The sequence below is a fragment of the Enterobacter genomosp. S genome, assembly GCF_001631805.1.
GTDB lineage: Bacteria > Pseudomonadota > Gammaproteobacteria > Enterobacterales > Enterobacteriaceae > Enterobacter > Enterobacter quasihormaechei.
The window spans coordinates 85,469-104,168 of record NZ_LVVA01000001.1 but is presented as its reverse complement, the minus strand read 5'-3'; the positions used below and the strand labels follow the sequence as shown (position 1 = coordinate 104,168).

Annotated in this window: 21 protein-coding genes and 2 pseudogenes; 10 read left to right on the top strand and 13 right to left on the bottom strand. The window is 53.4% G+C overall.

The window, feature by feature from the left end; genetic code table 11:
* The first annotated feature begins 17 nt into the window (after positions 1–17).
* Positions 18–212 carry a YdiH family protein gene (locus A3466_RS00550; RefSeq protein ID WP_063448958.1) on the top strand — a complete coding sequence of 65 codons (195 nt, stop codon included), beginning with the start codon at positions 18–20 and terminating at the stop codon, positions 210–212.
* A gap of 46 nt (positions 213–258) precedes the next feature.
* Here the strand turns inward: A3466_RS00550 and A3466_RS00545 are convergent, their stop codons facing one another.
* The 8 genes and pseudogenes from A3466_RS00545 to ycgZ all read right to left on the bottom strand — a co-directional run bounded on the left by A3466_RS00545 (position 259) and on the right by ycgZ (position 4,818).
* A complete protein-coding gene (locus A3466_RS00545) occupies positions 259–888 on the bottom strand; it encodes a helix-turn-helix domain-containing protein (protein ID WP_063448957.1) in 630 nt (209 codons plus the stop codon).
* A gap of 77 nt (positions 889–965) precedes the next feature.
* Positions 966–1,040 (bottom strand): annotated as a pseudogene (locus A3466_RS23840) (cyclic nucleotide-binding protein); the annotation flags it as partial.
* A gap of 4 nt (positions 1,041–1,044) precedes the next feature.
* Positions 1,045–1,308: pseudogene (locus A3466_RS23595) on the bottom strand (cyclic nucleotide-binding protein); the annotation flags it as partial.
* Positions 1,293–1,586, bottom strand: coding sequence for a hypothetical protein (locus A3466_RS23835; RefSeq protein WP_432416581.1), 294 nt, complete (start codon positions 1,584–1,586; stop codon positions 1,293–1,295). The pseudogene A3466_RS23595 and the gene A3466_RS23835, both read right to left, overlap by 16 nt.
* Positions 1,587–1,601: 15 nt before the next feature.
* Positions 1,602–3,752: a formate dehydrogenase subunit alpha gene (fdhF, locus tag A3466_RS00540; RefSeq protein ID WP_063448956.1), complete on the bottom strand. Its 2,151-nt coding sequence runs from the start codon at positions 3,750–3,752 to the stop codon at positions 1,602–1,604.
* Between the two features lie 193 nt (positions 3,753–3,945).
* Positions 3,946–4,224: a biofilm/acid-resistance regulator YmgB/AriR gene (locus A3466_RS00535; RefSeq protein WP_063448955.1), complete on the bottom strand. Its 279-nt coding sequence runs from the start codon at positions 4,222–4,224 to the stop codon at positions 3,946–3,948.
* Positions 4,225–4,253: 29 nt separating this feature from the next.
* Positions 4,254–4,574, bottom strand: coding sequence for a hypothetical protein (locus A3466_RS23585; RefSeq protein ID WP_074160882.1), 321 nt, complete (start codon positions 4,572–4,574; stop codon positions 4,254–4,256).
* Positions 4,575–4,578: 4 nt separating this feature from the next.
* The gene (gene ycgZ, locus A3466_RS00530; RefSeq protein ID WP_063448954.1) at positions 4,579–4,818 is read right to left on the bottom strand and encodes a regulatory protein YcgZ; all 240 of its coding nucleotides are present in this window, start codon (positions 4,816–4,818) and stop codon (positions 4,579–4,581) included.
* Between the two features lie 339 nt (positions 4,819–5,157).
* Between ycgZ and A3466_RS00525 the strand changes: the two genes are divergently transcribed.
* Together A3466_RS00525 and A3466_RS00520 are read left to right on the top strand one after the other, a co-directional pair.
* The gene (locus A3466_RS00525) at positions 5,158–6,378 is read left to right on the top strand and encodes a diguanylate phosphodiesterase (RefSeq protein WP_063448953.1); all 1,221 of its coding nucleotides are present in this window, start codon (positions 5,158–5,160) and stop codon (positions 6,376–6,378) included.
* A gap of 188 nt (positions 6,379–6,566) precedes the next feature.
* Positions 6,567–7,295, top strand: coding sequence for a MerR family transcriptional regulator (locus A3466_RS00520; protein WP_063448952.1), 729 nt, complete (start codon positions 6,567–6,569; stop codon positions 7,293–7,295).
* Positions 7,296–7,405: 110 nt separating this feature from the next.
* Here A3466_RS00520 and A3466_RS00515 read toward each other — a convergent pair whose 3' ends face one another.
* Positions 7,406–7,999 (bottom strand): DUF3828 domain-containing protein, encoded by a 594-nt coding sequence (locus A3466_RS00515; protein WP_414627579.1) that lies wholly within the window; start codon positions 7,997–7,999, stop codon positions 7,406–7,408.
* A gap of 506 nt (positions 8,000–8,505) precedes the next feature.
* Between A3466_RS00515 and sufA the strand changes: the two genes are divergently transcribed.
* The 7 genes from sufA (at position 8,506) to ldtE (ending at position 15,134) form a co-directional block, all read left to right on the top strand.
* Entirely contained in the window at positions 8,506–8,874 is a 369-nt protein-coding gene (sufA, locus tag A3466_RS00510) for a Fe-S cluster assembly scaffold SufA (protein ID WP_003857741.1), read from the top strand.
* Positions 8,875–8,882: 8 nt separating this feature from the next.
* Positions 8,883–10,373 (top strand): Fe-S cluster assembly protein SufB, encoded by a 1,491-nt coding sequence (gene sufB, locus A3466_RS00505; RefSeq protein WP_063448951.1) that lies wholly within the window; start codon positions 8,883–8,885, stop codon positions 10,371–10,373.
* A gap of 9 nt (positions 10,374–10,382) precedes the next feature.
* Entirely contained in the window at positions 10,383–11,129 is a 747-nt protein-coding gene (gene sufC, locus A3466_RS00500) for a Fe-S cluster assembly ATPase SufC (RefSeq protein WP_063448950.1), read from the top strand.
* Positions 11,104–12,375: a Fe-S cluster assembly protein SufD gene (gene sufD, locus A3466_RS00495; RefSeq protein WP_063448949.1), complete on the top strand. Its 1,272-nt coding sequence runs from the start codon at positions 11,104–11,106 to the stop codon at positions 12,373–12,375. The genes sufC and sufD overlap by 26 nt, the downstream gene beginning before the upstream one ends.
* Positions 12,372–13,592 carry a cysteine desulfurase SufS gene (gene sufS / locus A3466_RS00490; RefSeq protein ID WP_063448948.1) on the top strand — a complete coding sequence of 407 codons (1,221 nt, stop codon included), beginning with the start codon at positions 12,372–12,374 and terminating at the stop codon, positions 13,590–13,592. Before sufD ends, sufS begins: the two co-directional genes overlap by 4 nt.
* A 14-nt stretch (positions 13,593–13,606) precedes the next feature.
* A complete protein-coding gene (gene sufE / locus A3466_RS00485; protein WP_063448947.1) occupies positions 13,607–14,023 on the top strand; it encodes a cysteine desulfuration protein SufE in 417 nt (138 codons plus the stop codon).
* A gap of 97 nt (positions 14,024–14,120) precedes the next feature.
* Complete coding sequence (ldtE, locus tag A3466_RS00480) at positions 14,121–15,134, top strand: L,D-transpeptidase LdtE (protein ID WP_063448946.1); 1,014 nt, start codon at positions 14,121–14,123, stop codon at positions 15,132–15,134.
* 60 nt (positions 15,135–15,194) lie between these two features.
* On the opposite strand, the gene lpp is transcribed toward ldtE, so the two are convergent.
* The 4 genes from lpp to A3466_RS00465 all read right to left on the bottom strand — a co-directional run bounded on the left by lpp (position 15,195) and on the right by A3466_RS00465 (position 18,688).
* Positions 15,195–15,431 carry a murein lipoprotein Lpp gene (gene lpp / locus A3466_RS00475; RefSeq protein ID WP_001082307.1) on the bottom strand — a complete coding sequence of 79 codons (237 nt, stop codon included), beginning with the start codon at positions 15,429–15,431 and terminating at the stop codon, positions 15,195–15,197.
* A 312-nt stretch (positions 15,432–15,743) separates the two neighbouring features.
* Entirely contained in the window at positions 15,744–17,165 is a 1,422-nt protein-coding gene (pykF, locus tag A3466_RS00470; RefSeq protein ID WP_003857687.1) for a pyruvate kinase PykF, read from the bottom strand.
* 7 nt (positions 17,166–17,172) lie between these two features.
* Positions 17,173–17,469 (bottom strand): hypothetical protein, encoded by a 297-nt coding sequence (locus A3466_RS23830; RefSeq protein ID WP_432416580.1) that lies wholly within the window; start codon positions 17,467–17,469, stop codon positions 17,173–17,175.
* A 73-nt stretch (positions 17,470–17,542) separates the two neighbouring features.
* A complete protein-coding gene (locus A3466_RS00465) occupies positions 17,543–18,688 on the bottom strand; it encodes a trans-sulfuration enzyme family protein (RefSeq protein ID WP_063448945.1) in 1,146 nt (381 codons plus the stop codon).
* Positions 18,689–18,700: the final 12 nt, after the last annotated feature.

The following is an 18,700-nucleotide window of genomic DNA, read 5'->3' as shown; positions in this document are numbered from 1 at the left end:
ACATAAGCGAGGACATCATGGATACTGAAATAACCCCAACACGACTGGCAATTGAATATTTACGTCGCGATAAAAGCAATCTGTCTCCAGCGCAGTACCTGAAGAAGCTGAAACAGCTTGAGCTGGAATTTACGGATTTGCTGGCGCTCTCTTCAAACGAGCTGAAAGAAGAGATCTACTTTGCCTGGCGGTTGGGCGTTCACGTCCATTAAGCAGTGAAGAAAAGGCCGCAAGCGCGGCCTTTTTTGTGCCCGAAACTCAGTATTTGGCCGGAAGTTTGTTAATTTTAATGAGCCGGCCTTCTTCCATTTCGATGAATCCGCCCGTTTTCAGGTCAGCAAGTATCCGCATTACGCCGCTTCGGGAAAGCTGGGTTTTATCCCTGATATACTTTTCTGCCGTCACGCTGCACCGGTAGCTGTCATCTTCCTGCATAAGCAGCATGAGCTGCTGACGTATCATCTCGTACGCCGTTGGGGCGCCTTTCGGCATGACGTTATGATAGAGGCGGTTATAGACAAACATAAGATGTTTAGAAAGCAGTCCCCACAGCGCCTTCTCTTTAATAATGTCAGCCACGCGGTCGGTCGTGAGCACACCGATCAGGCAAGGCGTCACCGTTCTGAGATAATCGTTAAAATAAATGTCCGTCAGGTTAGCGAGGCCAAACAGGGCGGGACTGCGCGCCGTAGAAAGCATCATGTCGTCGCTTCTTCTGTAGATGGCGATCGTGCCCTCAAGAATTAAATAACACATGCTTTGCCCGTTAACCTGGAGATCGAGCTGTTCACCGCGATCGGTTTTATGCGTGGCGCAGTGCGGCTGTAAATGAGAAATCAGTTCCTTGGCATAGGGAGAGCCGCGATGCGATAGTTTGTCAGAAAACATAGCGTTAACCTGGAAAGAGACTGTACTTTCTATAGTGTCGCTCTTCTTTTCCACCTTCTCCAGAGATAAATACGGCCTCAGTACTTACGGGGTAAATGGTAGATCTCGATTAGCACGCCGCGCTCCATGGCGATGTATTTCCCCGTCCGTAATGCTTTGTCTTGTGGCTTCCGGCACCTGCATCAGCTCTACCAGCTGAAAGCGAATAATGACGTAAGCCGACATTTGCGATATCTGGGCACAATGCTCGCAGACGCGCGAGGCGGTATTGAACAGCAGATTTGAGAAGTGCTCCCATAAATTCTGTTGTGCAATAACATGATTAAAACGCGCCAGCGAAACGCGAGCCTCCTATGCGATTTCCAGCGCTCTGACATACAGGTGTTCAGACGAAAACTGGCTGCTTACGCCAGGGATAAAACTAAAAATAGACTGTAACCCTTGTCAATTTCTACAGAGGGCCGCCGGTTGTGCAGACCGCTTACATGCTGGAGATGAGCGAGAAAACGGTCTTTACCCATAAATGTATAATGATGCAGAAATTTAATCTGCGTAGCGATGACGAGCTGATCGTATTGCTGAGTAAGTGAATAGAGAAAAAGAACCGACCAACCTGCTTCGGGATTACCTGAAAAATAATTATGCACAATAAATAGCCCAAAACGGCAGCGGATAACTGGCCGGGCAGCGTTAGTCACCACCCGGCAATGCATTTAAACGTTAACCGCAGCGATCAACCGCGTCTTCATGGTCTGGTACGCGGAAACCGCAAAATCCTCTGCCCAGCGCTGGTCCTCGATCGCCTCCAGTTGTACGGCGCAATATTTCGTTTCCGGCGTTCTGGAGATCGGGTCGAGATTATCCTGCGTCAGCTCATTGCAGGCGCCGATCCACCACTGGTAGGTCATATAGACTGCTCCTGCATTGATGCGCTCGCTGATACTGGCGCGTGTAATTACTTTCCCTCGGCGTGAATGTACCCAGACCAGCTGGCCGTCGGCGACCCCACGTTCATCCGCGTCGACCGGATTGATTTGCACCCGACCCGGCTCGTCGGCCAGGCTTTGCAGCGCCGCGCAGTTTCCGGTCATTGAGCGACAGGAGTAATGGCCGACTTCGCGCACCGTGCAAAGTACCAGCGGGTAATCCGCATCCGGTGTCTCCGCTGGGGCGCGCCAGGGGGCGGCAAATAGCAGTCCTTTGCCTGTGGGGGTGTCGAACTGATTATCCTTGTACAGGTAGGGGGTGCCGGGATGATCGAGGGTTGGGCAGGGCCACTGAACATGGCCCATCTCGCCCATTTTTTCGTAGGTCACGCCGTAGAAGAGGGGGCACAGCTCGCGCATCTCATCCCAGATCTGCTGGTTATTCTCGTAATGCATGGGATAGCCCATCTCTGTGGCCAGCAGGCTGATGATCTCCCAGTCGCGCTTGACGTTCCCGCTGGCCTCAATGGCTTTGCCGAAACGCTGGAAGCCGCGATCGGCACAGGTGAACACGCCAGCGTGTTCTCCCCATGAAGTGGCAGGGAGCAGCACGTCAGCCACCTCTGCCGTTTTGGTCATAAAGATATCCTGAACTACCACAAAATCGAGCGCCTCAAAGCCCCGGCGGACCAGACCGAGATCGGCTTCTGTCTGAAGCGGATCCTCCCCCATGATGTAATACGCTTTGATCTTACCTTCCATCGCGAGATGCGGTACTTCGGTGATACGCGTCCCGATGCGATCGTCCATCCGGTTGACATTGATTTTCCACGCATCGGCAAATTTCAGTCTGACCCCCGGGTCAGTGACATCCTGGTAGCCGGGGAACATATTGGGCAGAACGCCCATATCGCAGGCACCCTGAACGTTATTTTGCCCGCGAACCGGACCCACGCCGACGGCTGGGCGGCCCAGGTTACCGGTCAGCAGCGCCAGGCTGGAAAGACCTTTCACCACATCGACCGCCTGACCAAACTGCGTGACGCCCATTCCCCACATCACCGTCGCTGAAGGCGCCGCCGCGAACATGCGCATTGCCTGACGAACATCCCGCGCGGGAATCCCCGTCAAATGTTCAACCTGCTCGGGTGCGTAATCGTTTACCGTCAGTCGGTACGCCTCAAGCCCTTCTGTAAAGCGGGCAACATAGTTTTTGTCGTACAGTTCTTCTTCCAGCAGGACATAGCCAAAGGCATTGACCAGCGCCATGTTACTGCCATTTTTCAACTGAAGATGAAGATCGGCAATGCGTGCCGTTTCAATATGACGCGGATCGCAGACGATGATTTTTGCGCCATTTTCACGTGCTTTAAGTACGCGTCGGGCGACGATGGGGTGAGAATCGGCGCAGTTATAGCCGAACACCAGCAGACATTTTGAGTTTTCAATATCGTTAATGGAATTGCTCATGGCGCCGTTGCCGAGGGTCTCCTGTAAACCGGCAACGGACGGACCGTGACAGACGCGGGCGCAGCAGTCAACGTTGTTAGTATTCAGCACCGCACGGGCAAATTTTTGCATCACATAGTTGGTTTCATTGCCCGTTCCCCGCGAGGAACCCGTGGTCATAATGGACCGCGGGCCATACTGTTCTTTTGTGCTTTTAAGCCTGTGAGCGGTATAGCGAATGGCCTCTTCCCAGGTAACAGGGGTAAAGGCTCCGCCTTTGCTGTAGCGGATCATGGGCTGCGTCAAACGGGGAGTAAGCAGCCGTGTGTCGTTCAGAAAGTCCCAGCCGTAGTATCCTTTCAGGCAAAGCGTGCCCTGATTAGTTACGCCATCAGCGGCTTCGGCACGGATAATCCGATTGTTTTTAATAACGAGGTTGAGTTTGCAGCCTGCACCGCAGTAGGGGCAGACGCTAGCGATTTTTTTCATCAATAACAGACCTGTTAAGAAATGAAGCAATAATTACTGGAAAGCCCAGTCCCATAGCGGACTAAGCAGGATCCATGCCACATTCAGCGTGCTTGACTAACAGGGCGTTCCGGAAGAGAGGGCGTGTCATCGTCAGTCTGTTCGTCAGAATTGACGATGACACGCTATCCGTCGGGATGGGAAGGGAGAGGCCTTAAAGATCGTCCATGGTATAACCGACGACAATCTCCAGCGTCTTGCGGATCACATCCGCCTTGACGACGTCGTCGGTGGTTTCCAGCGTCTGGATCAGCCAGAGAATGATCGCTTTGTTGGTCAGATGACCTTCGGAAGCGAGAACACAACGAACCGCAGTCGAAAAAATGGCAGACTCTTCAGCAAAGCGATCGCCCGCATGACGGAAATACTCCGACAACGCGCTATCAAGAAAGGCAGAGTGGAATTCGGGTTGAAGCTGAATATTTTGTCTCATTTGTTCTCACCGTAGCTGTAAAGTTGTAGTCAATGTATCTTCTTGGGACTGGAAGGTTTTCCATGACCAAATAACGGCACTACATTGTCTCGATTATTCTTAAGAGATCCCTCTCTCTCTGTTCGTCCTTGTGCGGTTCTGCGACCTGTAAAAGCGACAGTGCCAGAGCTGATTTCAGCTATCACCGTCGCCAATGTCTCCCGCCGCTGGGGATCCGTTTCACGTGCTTGCATATTACGCAGATGCTGAACCAACCCCTCGGTCGTCACGGGAGCTCGCGCCTTCAGGAGTGAAAGCGCTGCTTCTCCAATAAGCTGGTCGATCAGGCTGTCTGCATCACCGCCGTTCATAACATTAACGTTCGAAGAGCAGACCAAGAAGCAGGTGATAATGGCGTTCCTCTTCCGGGCCTTTAGCCTTTTCGAGGCGACTTAACAGTTTTGTGCAGAGCGATTTGCGATTCAGATTTCGCCCATCGCTAAGAATTTCAACAACAACCTGGCCCAAGGTTTCCTGCTGGGTTGGAAGCGCGGCTTTTTCGAAGTACTGCGCAATGGCGGTTGCTGAGTCTGCGACGTAACCTTTCTGCTGCATGTTTCGCTCCTGTAAAATTCTGTAATCAGTAACGTTACATTTAAGGTATACATAATTTTCAAATCTGTACATTTAAAATGTACAATTTTTTAAGAATTTTATAATATATTTTATAAAGGTGTTATTTATCATATTGTTATGTGTGTTAAATTTAATGCGGAATTTACAGAATATATTGTACAATCCGCAGTGGCGGCGCAGAGTTGTACAAGCCAGCAAATAGCGTAAAGAAGCCGCCTAACTCGTTGAGATGTAAATTATTTGTTGGGCAATAAATGTGCTATAAAAGAGTTCTCCCCACGCTTTTTCGTGGTCACCCCTTCAATCTCCAGGATTAGCATGCTCACAACCATTATTTACCGCAGTCATATCTGCGAGGACGTTCCAGTTAAAGCGCTGGAAGACATGGTCGATGCTGCAAATTGTAGAAATCGCCAGTTAGATGTAACGGGGATTTTGCTGTTTAACGGCACACACTTTTTTCAATTACTTGAAGGGCCCGCTGAGAACGTAAATGAGATCTATCAGCTCATCTGCCGCGACCCACGGCATCACAACGTGGTCGAATTATTGAGCGATCATGGTCCTTCCCGGCGCTTTGGCAACGCCGGGATGGAGCTTTTTGACCTTCGTCAGTACGACACGGACGAAGTGCTGCAACAGGTTCTCGATAAAGGCACCACCCGCTATCAGCTGACGTATAACGATCGCGCCCTGCAATTTTTCCGCACGTTTGTTGAAGCCACTGAAAAAGCTAACTATTTTGAGCTACCTTCGGCAGATTCCTGGGAATTTGTCACCGAAAACACGCCGTTATCTTCGCAGCCGACGGTAGTGGCAAAGGGGGCTGACTGTAGTTTCGCATTTCAACCTATCGTCGATCCGTTTATGCAGCAGGTTGTCTCCTGGGAAGCCCTGATCCGCACGCCGTCCGGGGAGTCGCCGGAAGAATATTTTGCAAACCAGCCGCGTGAGGCGCTGTATGAATCGGATTTAAAGAGCAAGCAGGTGGCTCTGTCGATGGCCAGCGCGCTGGGCCTGGGGAATCAAATGTTGTCCATCAATCTGCTGCCGATGACGCTGGTCAATGTTCCCGGTGCCGTCGATTTTTTACTTACGGCAATAGAGGCGAACGGTTTTGTGCCGGAGCAAATTGTGGTCGAGTTTACCGAGAGCGAGGCGATCTCGCGTTTTGAGGACTTCACCAGCGCGGTCAGACAGCTTAAGAGCGCCGGCATTAGCGTGGCTATCGATCACTTTGGGGCCGGATTCGCCGGCCTGCAACTGCTGGCCCAGTTTCAGCCGGACAGAATTAAGATTAATCGTGATTTGATTGCCAACGTGCACAAGAGCGGCCCGCGTCAGGCTATTATTCAGGCGATCATCAAATGCTGCGCGTCCCTGGAAATTCTGTTCTGCGCAGTCGGCGTAGAGCTGGCCGAAGAGTGGATGTGGCTGGAATCTGCCGGGATATCTCAGTTCCAGGGAAACCTGTTCGCCAGCCCGCGTCTGGGGGGCATTCCGGCGATTGCCTGGCCAGAGAAAAAGTACGATTTTTAGAAATCCTGTACGCAACTCTAAGAGTGACCTGTACGTTTTGCTAAATTTATACAACAATACATTAACGAGTGAGTGGTTCTTTGGCCCATTCACTTGCCTCCGAACCCGGAGTTAGTTATACAAATATATTGTACAATCTGATAAGGTTGGTTTGGTTAGGTATGGAAGTGTTGTGCGTGAGGGAGTTAATGGCCTATTACAGTATCGGCGAAGTGGCCGAACGATGCGGTATCAACCCCGTTACGCTGCGTGCCTGGCAGCGCCGTTATGGATTGTTGAAGCCGCAGCGAAGCGAAGGGGGTCATCGTCAGTTTGACGATGAAGATATCCTGCGTATCGAAGAGATCAAACGCCTGATGAAAACGGGTGTTTCGGTCGGCAAAGTAAAAGCGCTTCTTGAAAATACAGAAGTGATGACTCAGGGGAACTGGGCATCGTCTCAGGAAGAGATGTTAACCGTTCTGCGCTACGCCAATCCGGCAAAGCTGCGCGCCAAAATCGGTGAGTTCCGTCGCGATCATGCGATGGATGTTCTGATAGATAACATTATCACCCCTGTACGACAGCGAATGAACCAGGACCAGAATACGGTGCGCCATATGGCGAGCCTGCTTGATGGTGTCCTGATTGAGTTTGCCGTAACAAGCCTGGTGGAATCGCGTAAAAAAGCGGGTAAAGACGCGCTGCTGATAGGGTGGGAGTGCGACGACCGTACGCATTTGTGGCTGGAAGCGGCCCGTCTGGCTTACAAGGGCTGGCATATCGACGTACTGGCCGAGCCGATTGATTCCCCGCGTCCGGAACTCTTCCCGGGGCAAAAAATTTTCGTCTGGACCGGTAAAGAGCCAACACCTCGCCAGCAGCAACAGCTCGACCACTGGCGTGAACAGGGCTTTGCCGTCGCGTTCCATCACTGAAGTTAAGGAGTCCGACGGTAAACCACCAGCGCGGATTTTTTGCTTTCTGGCGATACGACAGGGGTATCCGCGAAGATGCATAGCATCAGTACCTCTGTCATATCGTCGGTTTACTCCATCGTCAGGTTGTCTGGAATATTCATGCTGGCCACGGATTCGACTTTCCACTCGCCATCTTCCTTGACCATGCAGTCAATCACGGTGTGATCCCGCTTTTTGCCAAATGAAATGTAGACCTGCATGCAGGCGGCATCGTAATCCAGCGCCCGCGCACTGACAACGCCCCAGTCTTCTTCATATCCCTGAGCCTTAATGAACATATCGACGTCAGGCACGTCATATTCATCTGGATCCAGCTTATCCATCGCTTTGAGTTTGCTGATGGTTTCACGGGTGACGTAGGGTCTCAGCGCGTTATAGTTTTTCTGGGGCTCTTTCCCGCTAATAATTTGTGAGATGTACCACTTATTAAACTGAAGGGCAGCGGATGCCTCAGGTGGTAATGTCTGTGCAGCTGATATGAGAGTGGGCAGAAGCAGGCCAGCCAGAATTAAATTGCTTTTCATATCCTTAGCATAATGCGTGTTCTGTAAATTAGCACCGCCGGCGCGAATGGCTTTTGAAACGAATTCTGCGCATCTTTTCTGGCTATGCTGACCAGCATGCTGACGAGCATATACTGCGGCTTTATGGGCGCTCCACATAATGTAATCCCTTACTGATTGACTGGTTAACAAGGGAAACATTACGCCGAAAAGTGACGAGTTTATGTAATTAATCGTGATCGGAGTTTAACCACTATCAGTTTGATAAATAATGATTAATTTATCCATCAAACATCTTAATGCCCGGTGCGTACGAACATTTTTTATTCTCGCTATTGTCTTTCGCTATGATGAAATAAGCGGCTGATTTTTTAATAATCGACTGCATTCATGAAACTAAAAAATCTATCTCAAAAATAGGTATTTCCAATACAATTTTTCTTTTTCCCCTTCACCTTACCGCCTTTTCTCTGAAATGCATTATTTATCAATGTATTGAACAAATATCACCATCCCATCCGCATCCCGTCACAGGGTCTATGCTTAAAGAAAGTAGCCAAAAAGGGCGGTTTAGCCCAAAGCCCCTGCTGTCAGGGGGTTGAAGTGATAATCGTTATCATTAACATGGTGTTATGCCCTGGTGGCTTATCAGATGAGGTGGACCTATGGAATTGCATTCAGAAACCTTCAATCCGGCCGATTTTGCCTGGCGTGGCTTAACGCTTACGCCCGCGGCGGCGGCGCACATTCATGAGCTGGTGGCTAAAAACCCCGACATCCTCGGCGTACGCTTAGGCGTTAAGCAGACGGGCTGCGCGGGCTTTGGCTACGTGCTGGACACCGTCACCGAACCTGAAAAGGATGACCTGGTCTTTGAAACCGACGGCGCTAAGCTCTACGTCGCGCTACAGGCTATGCCGTTTATCGATGGAACCGAAGTCGACTACGTTCGTGAAGGTTTAAACCAGTTATTCAAATTTCATAACCCGAAAGCCCAGAACGAATGTGGCTGCGGCGAAAGCTTTGGGGTATAGGCGGTACTATGTCTCGTAATACTGAAGCAACGAGTGATGTAAACACCTGGAGCGGCGGAAACCTCAACTATAAAGAGGGGTTCTTCACGCAGCTGCAAACCGATGAGCTGGCGAAAGGCATCAGTGAAGATGTCGTGCGCGCCATTTCGGCCAAACGTAACGAGCCTGAATGGATGCTGGCGTTTCGCCTGAGCGCGTTTCGTGCGTGGCAGGAGATGGAAGAGCCCCACTGGCTTAAAGCGCACTACGATAAGCTGAACTATCAGGATTACAGCTACTACTCCGCGCCGTCCTGCGGGAGCTGTGATGACACCTGTGCCTCGCAGCCCGGCGCGGTACAGCAAACCGGTGCAGAGAACAGCTTCCTGAGCAAAGAGGTGGAAGAGGCGTTCAATCAGCTCGGCGTGCCCGTGCGCGAGGGTAAAGAGGTGGCGGTAGACGCCATTTTTGACTCCGTCTCGGTGGCGACCACCTACCGTGAAAAGCTGGCGGAGCAGGGGATTATTTTCTGCTCCTTTGGTGAAGCCATTCACGATCACCCTGAGCTGGTGAAAAAATACATCGGCACCGTGGTACCCAGTAACGATAACTTCTTTGCCGCACTGAATGCGGCGGTGGCGTCAGACGGCACCTTTATCTACGTGCCGAAAGGCGTACGCTGCCCGATGGAGCTCTCGACCTATTTCCGCATCAACGCAGAAAAAACCGGGCAGTTTGAACGCACCATTCTGGTGGCGGATGAGGGCAGCTACGTCAGCTATATCGAAGGCTGTTCCGCGCCGGTGCGCGACAGCTACCAGCTGCACGCGGCGGTGGTTGAGGTGATCATCCACAAAGACGCGGAAGTGAAATACTCCACGGTGCAGAACTGGTTCCCGGGCGACGGCAATACCGGTGGTATTCTGAACTTCGTCACCAAGCGCGCGCTGTGCGAAGGCGAAAACAGCAAAATGTCCTGGACGCAGTCAGAAACCGGCTCCGCCATTACCTGGAAATACCCGAGCTGCATCCTGCGCGGGGATAACTCCATCGGGGAATTTTACTCCGTGGCGCTGACCAGCGGTCATCAGCAGGCCGATACCGGCACCAAGATGATCCACATCGGTAAAAACACCAAATCGACCATCATCTCGAAAGGGATCTCCGCCGGACACAGCCAGAACAGCTATCGCGGGCTGGTGAAAATCATGCCGACGGCTACCAACGCGCGTAACTTCACCCAGTGCGATTCCATGCTGATTGGCGCCGACTGCGGGGCACATACCTTCCCGTACGTCGAGTGCCGCAATAACAGCGCCCAGCTGGAGCACGAGGCGACCACGTCACGCATCGGTGAAGATCAGCTTTTCTACTGCCTGCAACGCGGGATCAGTGAAGAAGATGCCATTTCAATGATTGTTAACGGCTTCTGTAAGGATGTGTTCTCCGAACTGCCGCTGGAATTTGCCGTTGAAGCCCAGAAACTCCTCGCCATTAGTCTTGAACACAGCGTCGGTTAAGGAAAGCACATGTTAAGCATTAAAGATTTACAGGTCAGCGTGGAAGAGAAAGCGATCCTGCGTGGCCTCAATTTTGACGTCAAACCGGGTGAAGTTCACGCCATCATGGGGCCAAACGGCTCCGGGAAAAGTACGCTTTCAGCGACGCTGGCAGGACGCGAGGATTATGAAGTCATAAGCGGCTCCGTTGAGTTTAACGGCAAAGATCTGCTGGAGATGTCGCCGGAAGAGCGTGCCGGTGAGGGCATCTTTATGGCCTTCCAGTATCCGGTGGAAATTCCGGGCGTCAGCAACCAGTTCTTCCTGCAAACCGCGCTGAACGCGGTGCGCAAGTATCGCGGACTTGAGGCGCTGGATCGCTTTGACTTCCAGGATCTGATGGAAGAGAAAATCAAGCTGCTGAAAATGCCGGAAGATCTGCTCACTCGCTCGGTAAACGTGGGTTTCTCCGGCGGTGAGAAAAAACGTAACGATATTCTGCAAATGGCGGTGCTTGAGCCTGAGCTGTGCATTCTCGATGAAACCGATTCAGGGCTGGATATTGATGCCCTGAAGATCGTTGCCGACGGGGTGAACTCTCTGCGTGACGGGAACCGCTCATTTATTATCGTGACGCACTACCAGCGAATTCTGGACTACATCAAACCGGACTATGTCCACGTGCTTTACCAGGGACGCATTGTGAAATCCGGTGATTTTACCCTGGTTAAACAACTGGAGGAGCAGGGTTATGGCTGGCTTACCGAACAGCAGTAATGCACTCCAGCAGTGGCACCGGCTGTTTGAAGCGCAGGGTAATTCGCGTTCAGAACAGGCTCAGCACCATCTCCAACAGCTGCTGCGTCTTGGTTTACCGACGCGTAAGCATGAGAACTGGAAATATACCCCGCTGGACGGTCTGCTGAACGGCGAGTTTGTCACGCGCCTGGCCCAGGTTAGCCCTGGCCAGCGCGATGCGCTGGCGCTGAGCGTGGATGCCGTGCGTCTGGTGTTTGTTGACGGGCAGTTCCGGGAGGAACTCAGCGATAGCGTGGAGGAGAGCGGGTTCGATATCGCCATTAACGACGAGCGCCAGTCGTTGAGCGCTCCGGTCCAGCCTGAAGTCTTTCTGCACCTCACGGAGAGCCTGTCGCAGTCTGTCACCCATATTCGCGTTAAGCGTAACCAGCGCCCGGCGAAACCGCTGCTTCTGATGCATATCACGCAGGGCGTTGAGGGCGACGAGATCAACACCGCCCACTATCGCCACCATCTCGAGCTGGCAGAAGGGGCGGAAGCGACGGTGATTGAGCATTACGTTAGTCTGAACGACACCCGTCATTTTACCGGCTCGCGTCTGACGATGGACGTGGCGGCCAACGCCCAACTGCACCATATCAAGCTGGCGTTTGAGAATCCGCTCAGTCACCACTTCGCTCACAACGATATTCTGCTGGGCCAGGATGCCGCGGCGTACAGCCACAGCTTCCTGCTTGGCGGCGCGGTGTTACGCCACAACACCAGTACCCAGCTGAACGGTGAGAACACCACGCTGCGCATGAACAGCCTGGCGATGCCGGTGAAGACAGAAGTGTGCGACACGCGCACCTGGCTTGAGCACAACAAAGGCTACTGCAACAGCCGTCAGCTGCATAAAACTATCGTCAGCGACAAAGGTCGTGCGGTGTTTAACGGCCTGATCAACGTGGCGCAGCACGCCATCAAAACTGACGGGCAGATGACCAACAACAACCTTCTGCTGGGACGCCTGGCAGAGGTGGACACCAGGCCGCAGCTGGAAATCTACGCGGACGACGTGAAGTGCAGCCACGGCGCGACGGTCGGGCGTATTGACGACGAGCAGATGTTCTACCTGCGCTCGCGCGGGATAGACCAGCAGGCCGCGCAGAAGATGATTATTTACGCCTTTGCGGCTGAGCTGACGGAAGCGCTGCCCGACGGCGGACTTAAACAGCAGGTGCTGGCCCGTATCGGTCAGCGGCTGCCTGGAGGCGAAGCATGACATTTCCCGTAGAGAAAGTCCGGGCCGATTTTCCGGTACTGACCCGTGAAGTGAACGGTCTTCCGCTGGCCTATCTCGACAGCGCGGCCAGCGCGCAAAAACCGAATCAGGTAGTGGATGCGGAAGCTGAATTTTACCGCCACGGCTACGCGGCGGTCCATCGCGGGATCCACACCCTGAGCGCCGAGGCGACCCAGCGCATGGAAAACGTGCGTACTCAGGTCGCGGGCTTCCTTAACGCGCGTTTGCCGGAAGAGCTGGTGTTCGTGCGTGGAACCACCGAAGGGATCAACCTGGTGGCCAACAGCTGGGGCAATGCGCAAGTGCACGCGGGGGATAACATCATCATCACCCAGATGGAGCACCATGCCAACATCGTGCCCTGGCAGATGCTCTGTGAGCGCGCAGGGGCCCAGCTGCGGGTGGTTCCCCTGAATGAAGACGGCACGCTCCAGCTTGAACAGCTGGACGCCCTGCTGGACGACAGGACACGGCTGGTGGCCGTTACTCACGTTTCAAACGTGCTGGGGACGGAAAATCCGGTGGCGCTGATTATCGATAAAGCCCATCAGGCCGGTGCAAAAGTGCTGATTGATGGTGCCCAGGCGGTCATGCACCATGCGGTTGACGTTCAGGCCCTGGACTGCGATTTCTACGTTTTCTCCGGGCACAAGCTTTATGGCCCGACGGGCATCGGTGTGCTGTATGTGAAGGAGGATATTCTTCAGGCCATGCCGCCGTGGGAAGGGGGCGGCTCGATGATCGCCACCGTCAGCCTGACGGAAGGAACCACTTACGCCCGCGCCCCGTGGCGCTTCGAGGCGGGTACGCCAAACACCGGCGGGATTATTGGGCTGGGCGCCGCCATGAGCTACGTCTCTGAAACGGGGCTGGCGGCAATTCAGCAGTACGAACAGCTGCTGATGCAGTACGCCTTGCAGGAGCTTGTCAGCGTCCCGGAACTGACCTTATACGGCCCTGCTGACCGTCTGGGTGTGATAGCCTTTAACCTCGGCAAGCATCACGCCTATGATGTGGGCAGTTTCCTGGATAATTACGGCGTCGCCGTACGTACCGGGCATCACTGCGCGATGCCGCTGATGGCGTATTATCAGGTACCGGCCATGTGCCGCGCATCGCTGGTGATGTACAACACAACGGAAGAGGTCGACAGACTGGTGGCGGGACTCAAACGCATCCACCAGCTGCTTGGCTAACGGAGAGGCGAGAGATGGCAGATTTGCCGGACAGAGATAAACTGCTGCGCAACTTTGGACGTTGCGCAAACTGGGAAGAGAAATACCTTTATATTATCGAGCTGGGGCAGCGCCTGCCGCCGCTCAGCGAAGAGGCGCATAACCCGAACAACATCATTCAGGGCTGCCAGAGCCAGGTCTGGATCCTGATGCAGCAGACGGATGATGGCGTAATTGAATTACAGGGCGACAGCGATGCCGCCATTGTGAAGGGACTTATTGCCGTCGTATTTATTCTCTATCACCGGATGTCGGCGCAGGATATTGTCGCCTTTGACGTCCGCCCGTGGTTTGAAAAAATGGCCTTAACCCAACACCTCACCCCGTCCCGATCCCAGGGGCTGGAAGCGATGATCCGCGCCATTCGCGCTAAAGCCGCAATCCTTAGCTAAACTAACTGAACAGCATTCATTCTGTTTCGCGGGGTGGTTTCCACCTCGCTGGTTTTTCAGCTTTCTGACGTTCAGTCAGTGAATAAGGAATCTCAGCATGAAGCGCGCGTCTCTAATAACTCTATTACTCCTTGGTTCGCTCAGTGCTGTTAATTCAGCCAGGGCGGTTGATTACCCTTTACCGCCCGCAGGCAGCCGCCTGATTGGGCAAAACCAGACATACACCATTCAGGAAGGCGACAATAAGCTCCAGGCTATCGCTCGTCGGTTTAATACCGCAGCACAGCTTATTCTTGAAACCAATAATACCATTGCACCGGTGAACCCTGCGCCAGGAACGGTCATTACCATTCCTTCCCAGATGCTGCTGCCGGACACCGATCGTGAAGGCATTGTGGTGAATCTGGCGGAGCTGCGTCTTTACTTCTATCCGCCGGGTCAAAATATCGTTCAGGTCTATCCGCTGGGTATCGGTCAGCTTGGGCTGGAAACGCCGGTCAGTACCACCCGTGTGAGCCAGAAGATCCCCAATCCCACCTGGACCCCGCCTGCGGGCATCAGAGCGCGCTCACTGGCCCAGGGCATAAAACTGCCGGCTGTGGTACCCGCCGGGCCTAATAACCCGCTGGGGCGCTATGCGCTGCGTCTGGGCATCGGCAATGGGGAATATCTTATCCACGGCACCAGCGCACCGGACAGCGTGGGGCTACGGGTCAGCTCGGGCTGTATGCGGATGAACGCGCCGGATATCAAAGCGTTGTTTGAACAAGCGCGCGTCGGCACGCGGGTTCAGATTATCAATGAGCCGGTGAAGTTCTCTGTGGAGCCGGACGGCAAACGCTATATCGAGGTACACAGGCCGCTGGCACAGGCTGAGGGCGAAAACCCACAGACGGTGCCATTTGCGCACTCTGCGGCGTTTACCGCTTTTGCAGCGGAATCAGGGAGCGATAAAACGCTCATCGATAAAGCGCTGGCGCGCAGGGCGGGGATCCCGGTTGCCGTTTCAGCGGGTAACGGTTCGGCAGCCAGCAGTTCTGTCCTGTCTGTACAAAACAGTCGTGTCTCAGCGGCGGTGGCGGAAGGCGACGGAGAGAAGGTGATTCAGTAGGGGTTTGACGCAGGCAAAAAAAATGGCGCACAATGTGCGCCATTTTATTAACAGGTACTATTACTTACGGTATTTAGTAGCCTGGTTGTCCAGACGCTGGTTAGCGCGAGCTGCGTCGTCTTTAGCAGCCTGAACGTCGGAACGCATTGCGTTCACGTCGTTGCTCAGCTGGTCAACTTTAGCGTTCAGAGTCTGAACGTCAGAAGACAGCTGATCGATTTTAGCGTTGCTGGAGCAACCTGCCAGCAGAGTAGAACCCAGGATTACCGCGCCCAGTACCAGTTTAGTACGATTCATTATTAATACCCTCTAGATTGAGTTAATCTCCATGTAGCGTTACAAGTATTACACAAAGTTTTTTGGGTTGAGAATATTTTTTTGATGGGATTACGCCTATTTTTGATCGTTCGCTCAAAGAAGCAACGAAATCGGCAATTTTGACGAAAAAGCTATGTTAAAAAAGGCATTTTTCATCGGATTCATCTTAGATAAATCGCGATTAAATAGAAAAACCCGATTTGCTTTTTGAATAGTTCTGGTTAAAGGCGGGAATAAAAAAAGCGCCCCGAAGGACGCTTTTTAACAAAAATATAATTTGTTCGGGAATTATTACAGCACGTGAACAGATGCGGTGTTGGTTGTGCCGCTTGGTACCAGCGCGCCAGAAACCATAACCACAACGTCGCCTTTCTGTGCCAGACCACAATCAACCAGTTCCAGCGCCACTTCTTTACCCAGACGATAGAAATCATCGGTAGACGCAATCTCTTTCACCAGGTGTGGGATCACGCCTTTGCTCAGCACCAGCTGACGCGCGGTGGTTTCGTTCGTGGTCAGCGCCAGGATTGTTGCATCCGGGAAGTATTTACGCACGGCACGCGCAGATTTACCGCCCTGGGTTGCCACAACAATCAGCGGAGCTTCCAGTTTTTCAGCGGTTTCTACCGCGCCACGGCACACGGCTTCGGTGATGCGCAGTTTACGGCTGTCGTTGTTGTAATCCAGACGGCTTTTCATCACGCGGTCGGTACGTTCGCAGATGGTTGCCATGATGCTGACCGCTTCCAGAGGGTATTTCCCTTTCGCAGATTCGCCAGACAGCATAACGGCATCGGTACCGTCGAGGATGGCGTTCGCCACGTCGCCCGCTTCCGCGCGGGTAGGGCGTGGGTTTTTGATCATGGAGTCCAGCATCTGCGTTGCGGTGATAACCACTTTACGGGCGCGAACGCATTTCTCGATCATCATCTTCTGCGCGAAGATCACTTCTTCAACCGGGATTTCAACGCCCAGGTCGCCACGCGCAACCATGATGCCGTCAGACGCTTCGAGGATTTCGTCGAAGTTGTTCAGGCCTTCCTGGTTTTCGATTTTGGAGATGATCTGGATGTTCTCGCCGCCGTGCGCTTTCAGATGTTCACGGATCTCAACTACGTCAGAACGTTTACGGATAAAGGACGCAGCAACGAAGTCAACGCCTTGTTCGCAACCGAAGATCAGGTCTTGTTTGTCTTTTTCAGCCAGCGCTGGCAAAGCAATGGACACACCCGGCAGGTTAACGCCTTTGTTTTCGCCCAGATCGCCGTTGTTCAGCACCTTACAGATAACCTTGTTACCTTCGATCGCGGTCACTTCCATGCCGATCAGGCCGTCATCCACCAGCACGGTGTTGCCAACGGACAGATCGCTGGTGAAGCCTTCGTAGGTCACGGCAACGATTTCGTTGTTACCCACAACGGATTTGTCAGTGGTGAAGGTGAAGGTCTGGCCCGCTTTCAGAGAAACGTCGTTACCGCCTTCCAGTTTAATGGTACGGATTTCAGGACCTTTGGTGTCGAGCAGGATCGCGGCTTTTTTACCGGTTTTGCTCATCACGTTGCGCAAGTTCTGGATACGCTGACCGTGTTCAGCATAGTCACCGTGGGAGAAGTTCAGACGCATCACGTTCATGCCGGCATCCAGCATTTTGCTCAGCATCTCTTCGGATTCGGTTTTCGGGCCGATAGTACAAACAATTTTCGTCTTTTTCATGACAGTCTTAGTCTTTAAGTTGGGAAGGATATGGAAATCTCGCTCCGGGGGCGCACCGCCGCGGAGTCAAACCTGTGTTGCGAAAGAGTATATGACACGCACTAAGAATAGGTGACATCAAATGAGCGTGCAGAAGAAAGTGTGCCTGAGTGCCAGCCCAACGAAGGAGAGGAGAAGTTGTACGTTGTTTTTTGTATTCCAAGCGCTGAAACCATTCACCAAGGATTTGGCGCGCATTATACGCTGATTTGCAGCAAAAAGGAAAATGGAAACGGTGTTTCAAAAACAATCTGTGCAGATTCACATAAGTTTGTTATCAATGCGTTAAGGCCTAATGTCATCTTATGACGGCAGGCGTAACGCCCGCCGTTTTTTGCTCACTTTTCCAGCGCCTGCTGAAGGTCGGCGATCAGATCGCTTGCATCTTCAATGCCCACCGACAGGCGGATCAGCTGCGGCACAATGCCGTTGGCAAGACGCTGCGCCAGCGGGATCGAGGCGTGGGTCATGCTGTAGGGCTGGCTCACCAGACTCTCCACGCCGCCCAGACTTTCGGCCAGAGTAAAAAGCGTAAGGTGACGGATAACGTCTGTCGCGCGTTGCGCATCGCCTTTTAAGACGACCGAGATCATGCCGCCCGGCAGCGCCATCTGGCGACGGGCAAGCGCATGCTGCGGATGCGACGCCAGCCCGGGATAGTACACGCTTTCAACCTGCGGATGCGCCTCCAGCCATTGCGCAATCGCCAGCGCGTTGGCGCTGTGCTTCTCTACGCGCAGCGACAGGGTGCGAATACCCCGCAGGGTCAGGAAGCTGCTGAACGGATCCAGAACGCCTCCAACTGCGTTTTGCAGGTAGCCCAGGCGATCCGCCAGGTCCTGGTTTGCCCCGACAACAGCCAGCCCGGCAACCACGTCTGAATGACCGTTGAGATATTTGGTGGCGGAGTGCACCACGATGTCAAACCCTGCCTCCAGCGGCCGGTGAATGACTGGAGAGGCGAAGGTATTGTCCGCCACGCTGATCGCATTATGACGCCGGGCAATTTCCGCGATGGCCGCCAGATCGGCCAGCTTCAGCAGCGGATTTGTCGGCGTCTCCACCCAGATCATGCGGGTGTCCGGGCGAATGGCGGCCTCAAGACTGGCTACATCGTCCGGCTTAACCCAGCTCACCTGTAGCCCGGTGCTGCGCTTGCGCACGTTTTCGATCAGGCGATACGTACCGCCATACACGTCGTCAATGGCGACGATATGGCTGTCTTTATCCAGCAGTTCCAGCACGGTGGAAATGGCCGCCAGCCCTGATGCGAAGGCGTACCCGCGCGTGCCGCCCTCCAGCTCGGCTATCGCGGTCTCCAGCGCGTGGCGGGTGGGGTTGCCGCTTCGGGAATATTCATAGCCGGTATGCTCACCCGGAGACGGCTGCGCAAAGGTCGAGGTGGCGTAAATCGGCGGCATGACGGCGCCGTGCGGATCGTTAAACTCGCCGCTGTGAACGCTGAGGGTTGCCAGGTTTTTCATCTTTTGCTCCTT

Excerpts from the sequence above, each read along its gene's own strand:
- A3466_RS00465 (WP_063448945.1), bottom strand. The coding sequence starts at position 18,688 with ATGAAAAACCTGGCAACCCTCAGCGTTCACAGCGGCGAGTTTAACGAT.
- sufE (WP_063448947.1), top strand. The coding sequence starts at position 13,607 with ATGGCAGATTTGCCGGACAGAGATAAACTGCTGCGCAACTTTGGACGT.
- sufS (WP_063448948.1), top strand. The coding sequence starts at position 12,372 with ATGACATTTCCCGTAGAGAAAGTCCGGGCCGATTTTCCGGTACTGACC.
- A3466_RS00520 (WP_063448952.1), top strand. The coding sequence starts at position 6,567 with ATGGCCTATTACAGTATCGGCGAAGTGGCCGAACGATGCGGTATCAAC.
- ldtE (WP_063448946.1), top strand. The coding sequence starts at position 14,121 with ATGAAGCGCGCGTCTCTAATAACTCTATTACTCCTTGGTTCGCTCAGT.
- sufA (WP_003857741.1), top strand. The coding sequence starts at position 8,506 with ATGGAATTGCATTCAGAAACCTTCAATCCGGCCGATTTTGCCTGGCGT.
- A3466_RS23585 (WP_074160882.1), bottom strand. The coding sequence starts at position 4,574 with ATGAACGGCGGTGATGCAGACAGCCTGATCGACCAGCTTATTGGAGAA.
- fdhF (WP_063448956.1), bottom strand. The coding sequence starts at position 3,752 with ATGAAAAAAATCGCTAGCGTCTGCCCCTACTGCGGTGCAGGCTGCAAA.
- A3466_RS00550 (WP_063448958.1), top strand. The coding sequence starts at position 18 with ATGGATACTGAAATAACCCCAACACGACTGGCAATTGAATATTTACGT.
- sufB (WP_063448951.1), top strand. The coding sequence starts at position 8,883 with ATGTCTCGTAATACTGAAGCAACGAGTGATGTAAACACCTGGAGCGGC.
- A3466_RS00535 (WP_063448955.1), bottom strand. The coding sequence starts at position 4,224 with ATGAGACAAAATATTCAGCTTCAACCCGAATTCCACTCTGCCTTTCTT.
- A3466_RS00545 (WP_063448957.1), bottom strand. The coding sequence starts at position 888 with ATGTTTTCTGACAAACTATCGCATCGCGGCTCTCCCTATGCCAAGGAA.
- sufD (WP_063448949.1), top strand. The coding sequence starts at position 11,104 with ATGGCTGGCTTACCGAACAGCAGTAATGCACTCCAGCAGTGGCACCGG.
- A3466_RS00525 (WP_063448953.1), top strand. The coding sequence starts at position 5,158 with ATGCTCACAACCATTATTTACCGCAGTCATATCTGCGAGGACGTTCCA.
- sufC (WP_063448950.1), top strand. The coding sequence starts at position 10,383 with ATGTTAAGCATTAAAGATTTACAGGTCAGCGTGGAAGAGAAAGCGATC.
- pykF (WP_003857687.1), bottom strand. The coding sequence starts at position 17,165 with ATGAAAAAGACGAAAATTGTTTGTACTATCGGCCCGAAAACCGAATCC.
- lpp (WP_001082307.1), bottom strand. The coding sequence starts at position 15,431 with ATGAATCGTACTAAACTGGTACTGGGCGCGGTAATCCTGGGTTCTACT.
- A3466_RS00515 (WP_414627579.1), bottom strand. The coding sequence starts at position 7,999 with ATGTGGAGCGCCCATAAAGCCGCAGTATATGCTCGTCAGCATGCTGGT.
- ycgZ (WP_063448954.1), bottom strand. The coding sequence starts at position 4,818 with ATGCAGCAGAAAGGTTACGTCGCAGACTCAGCAACCGCCATTGCGCAG.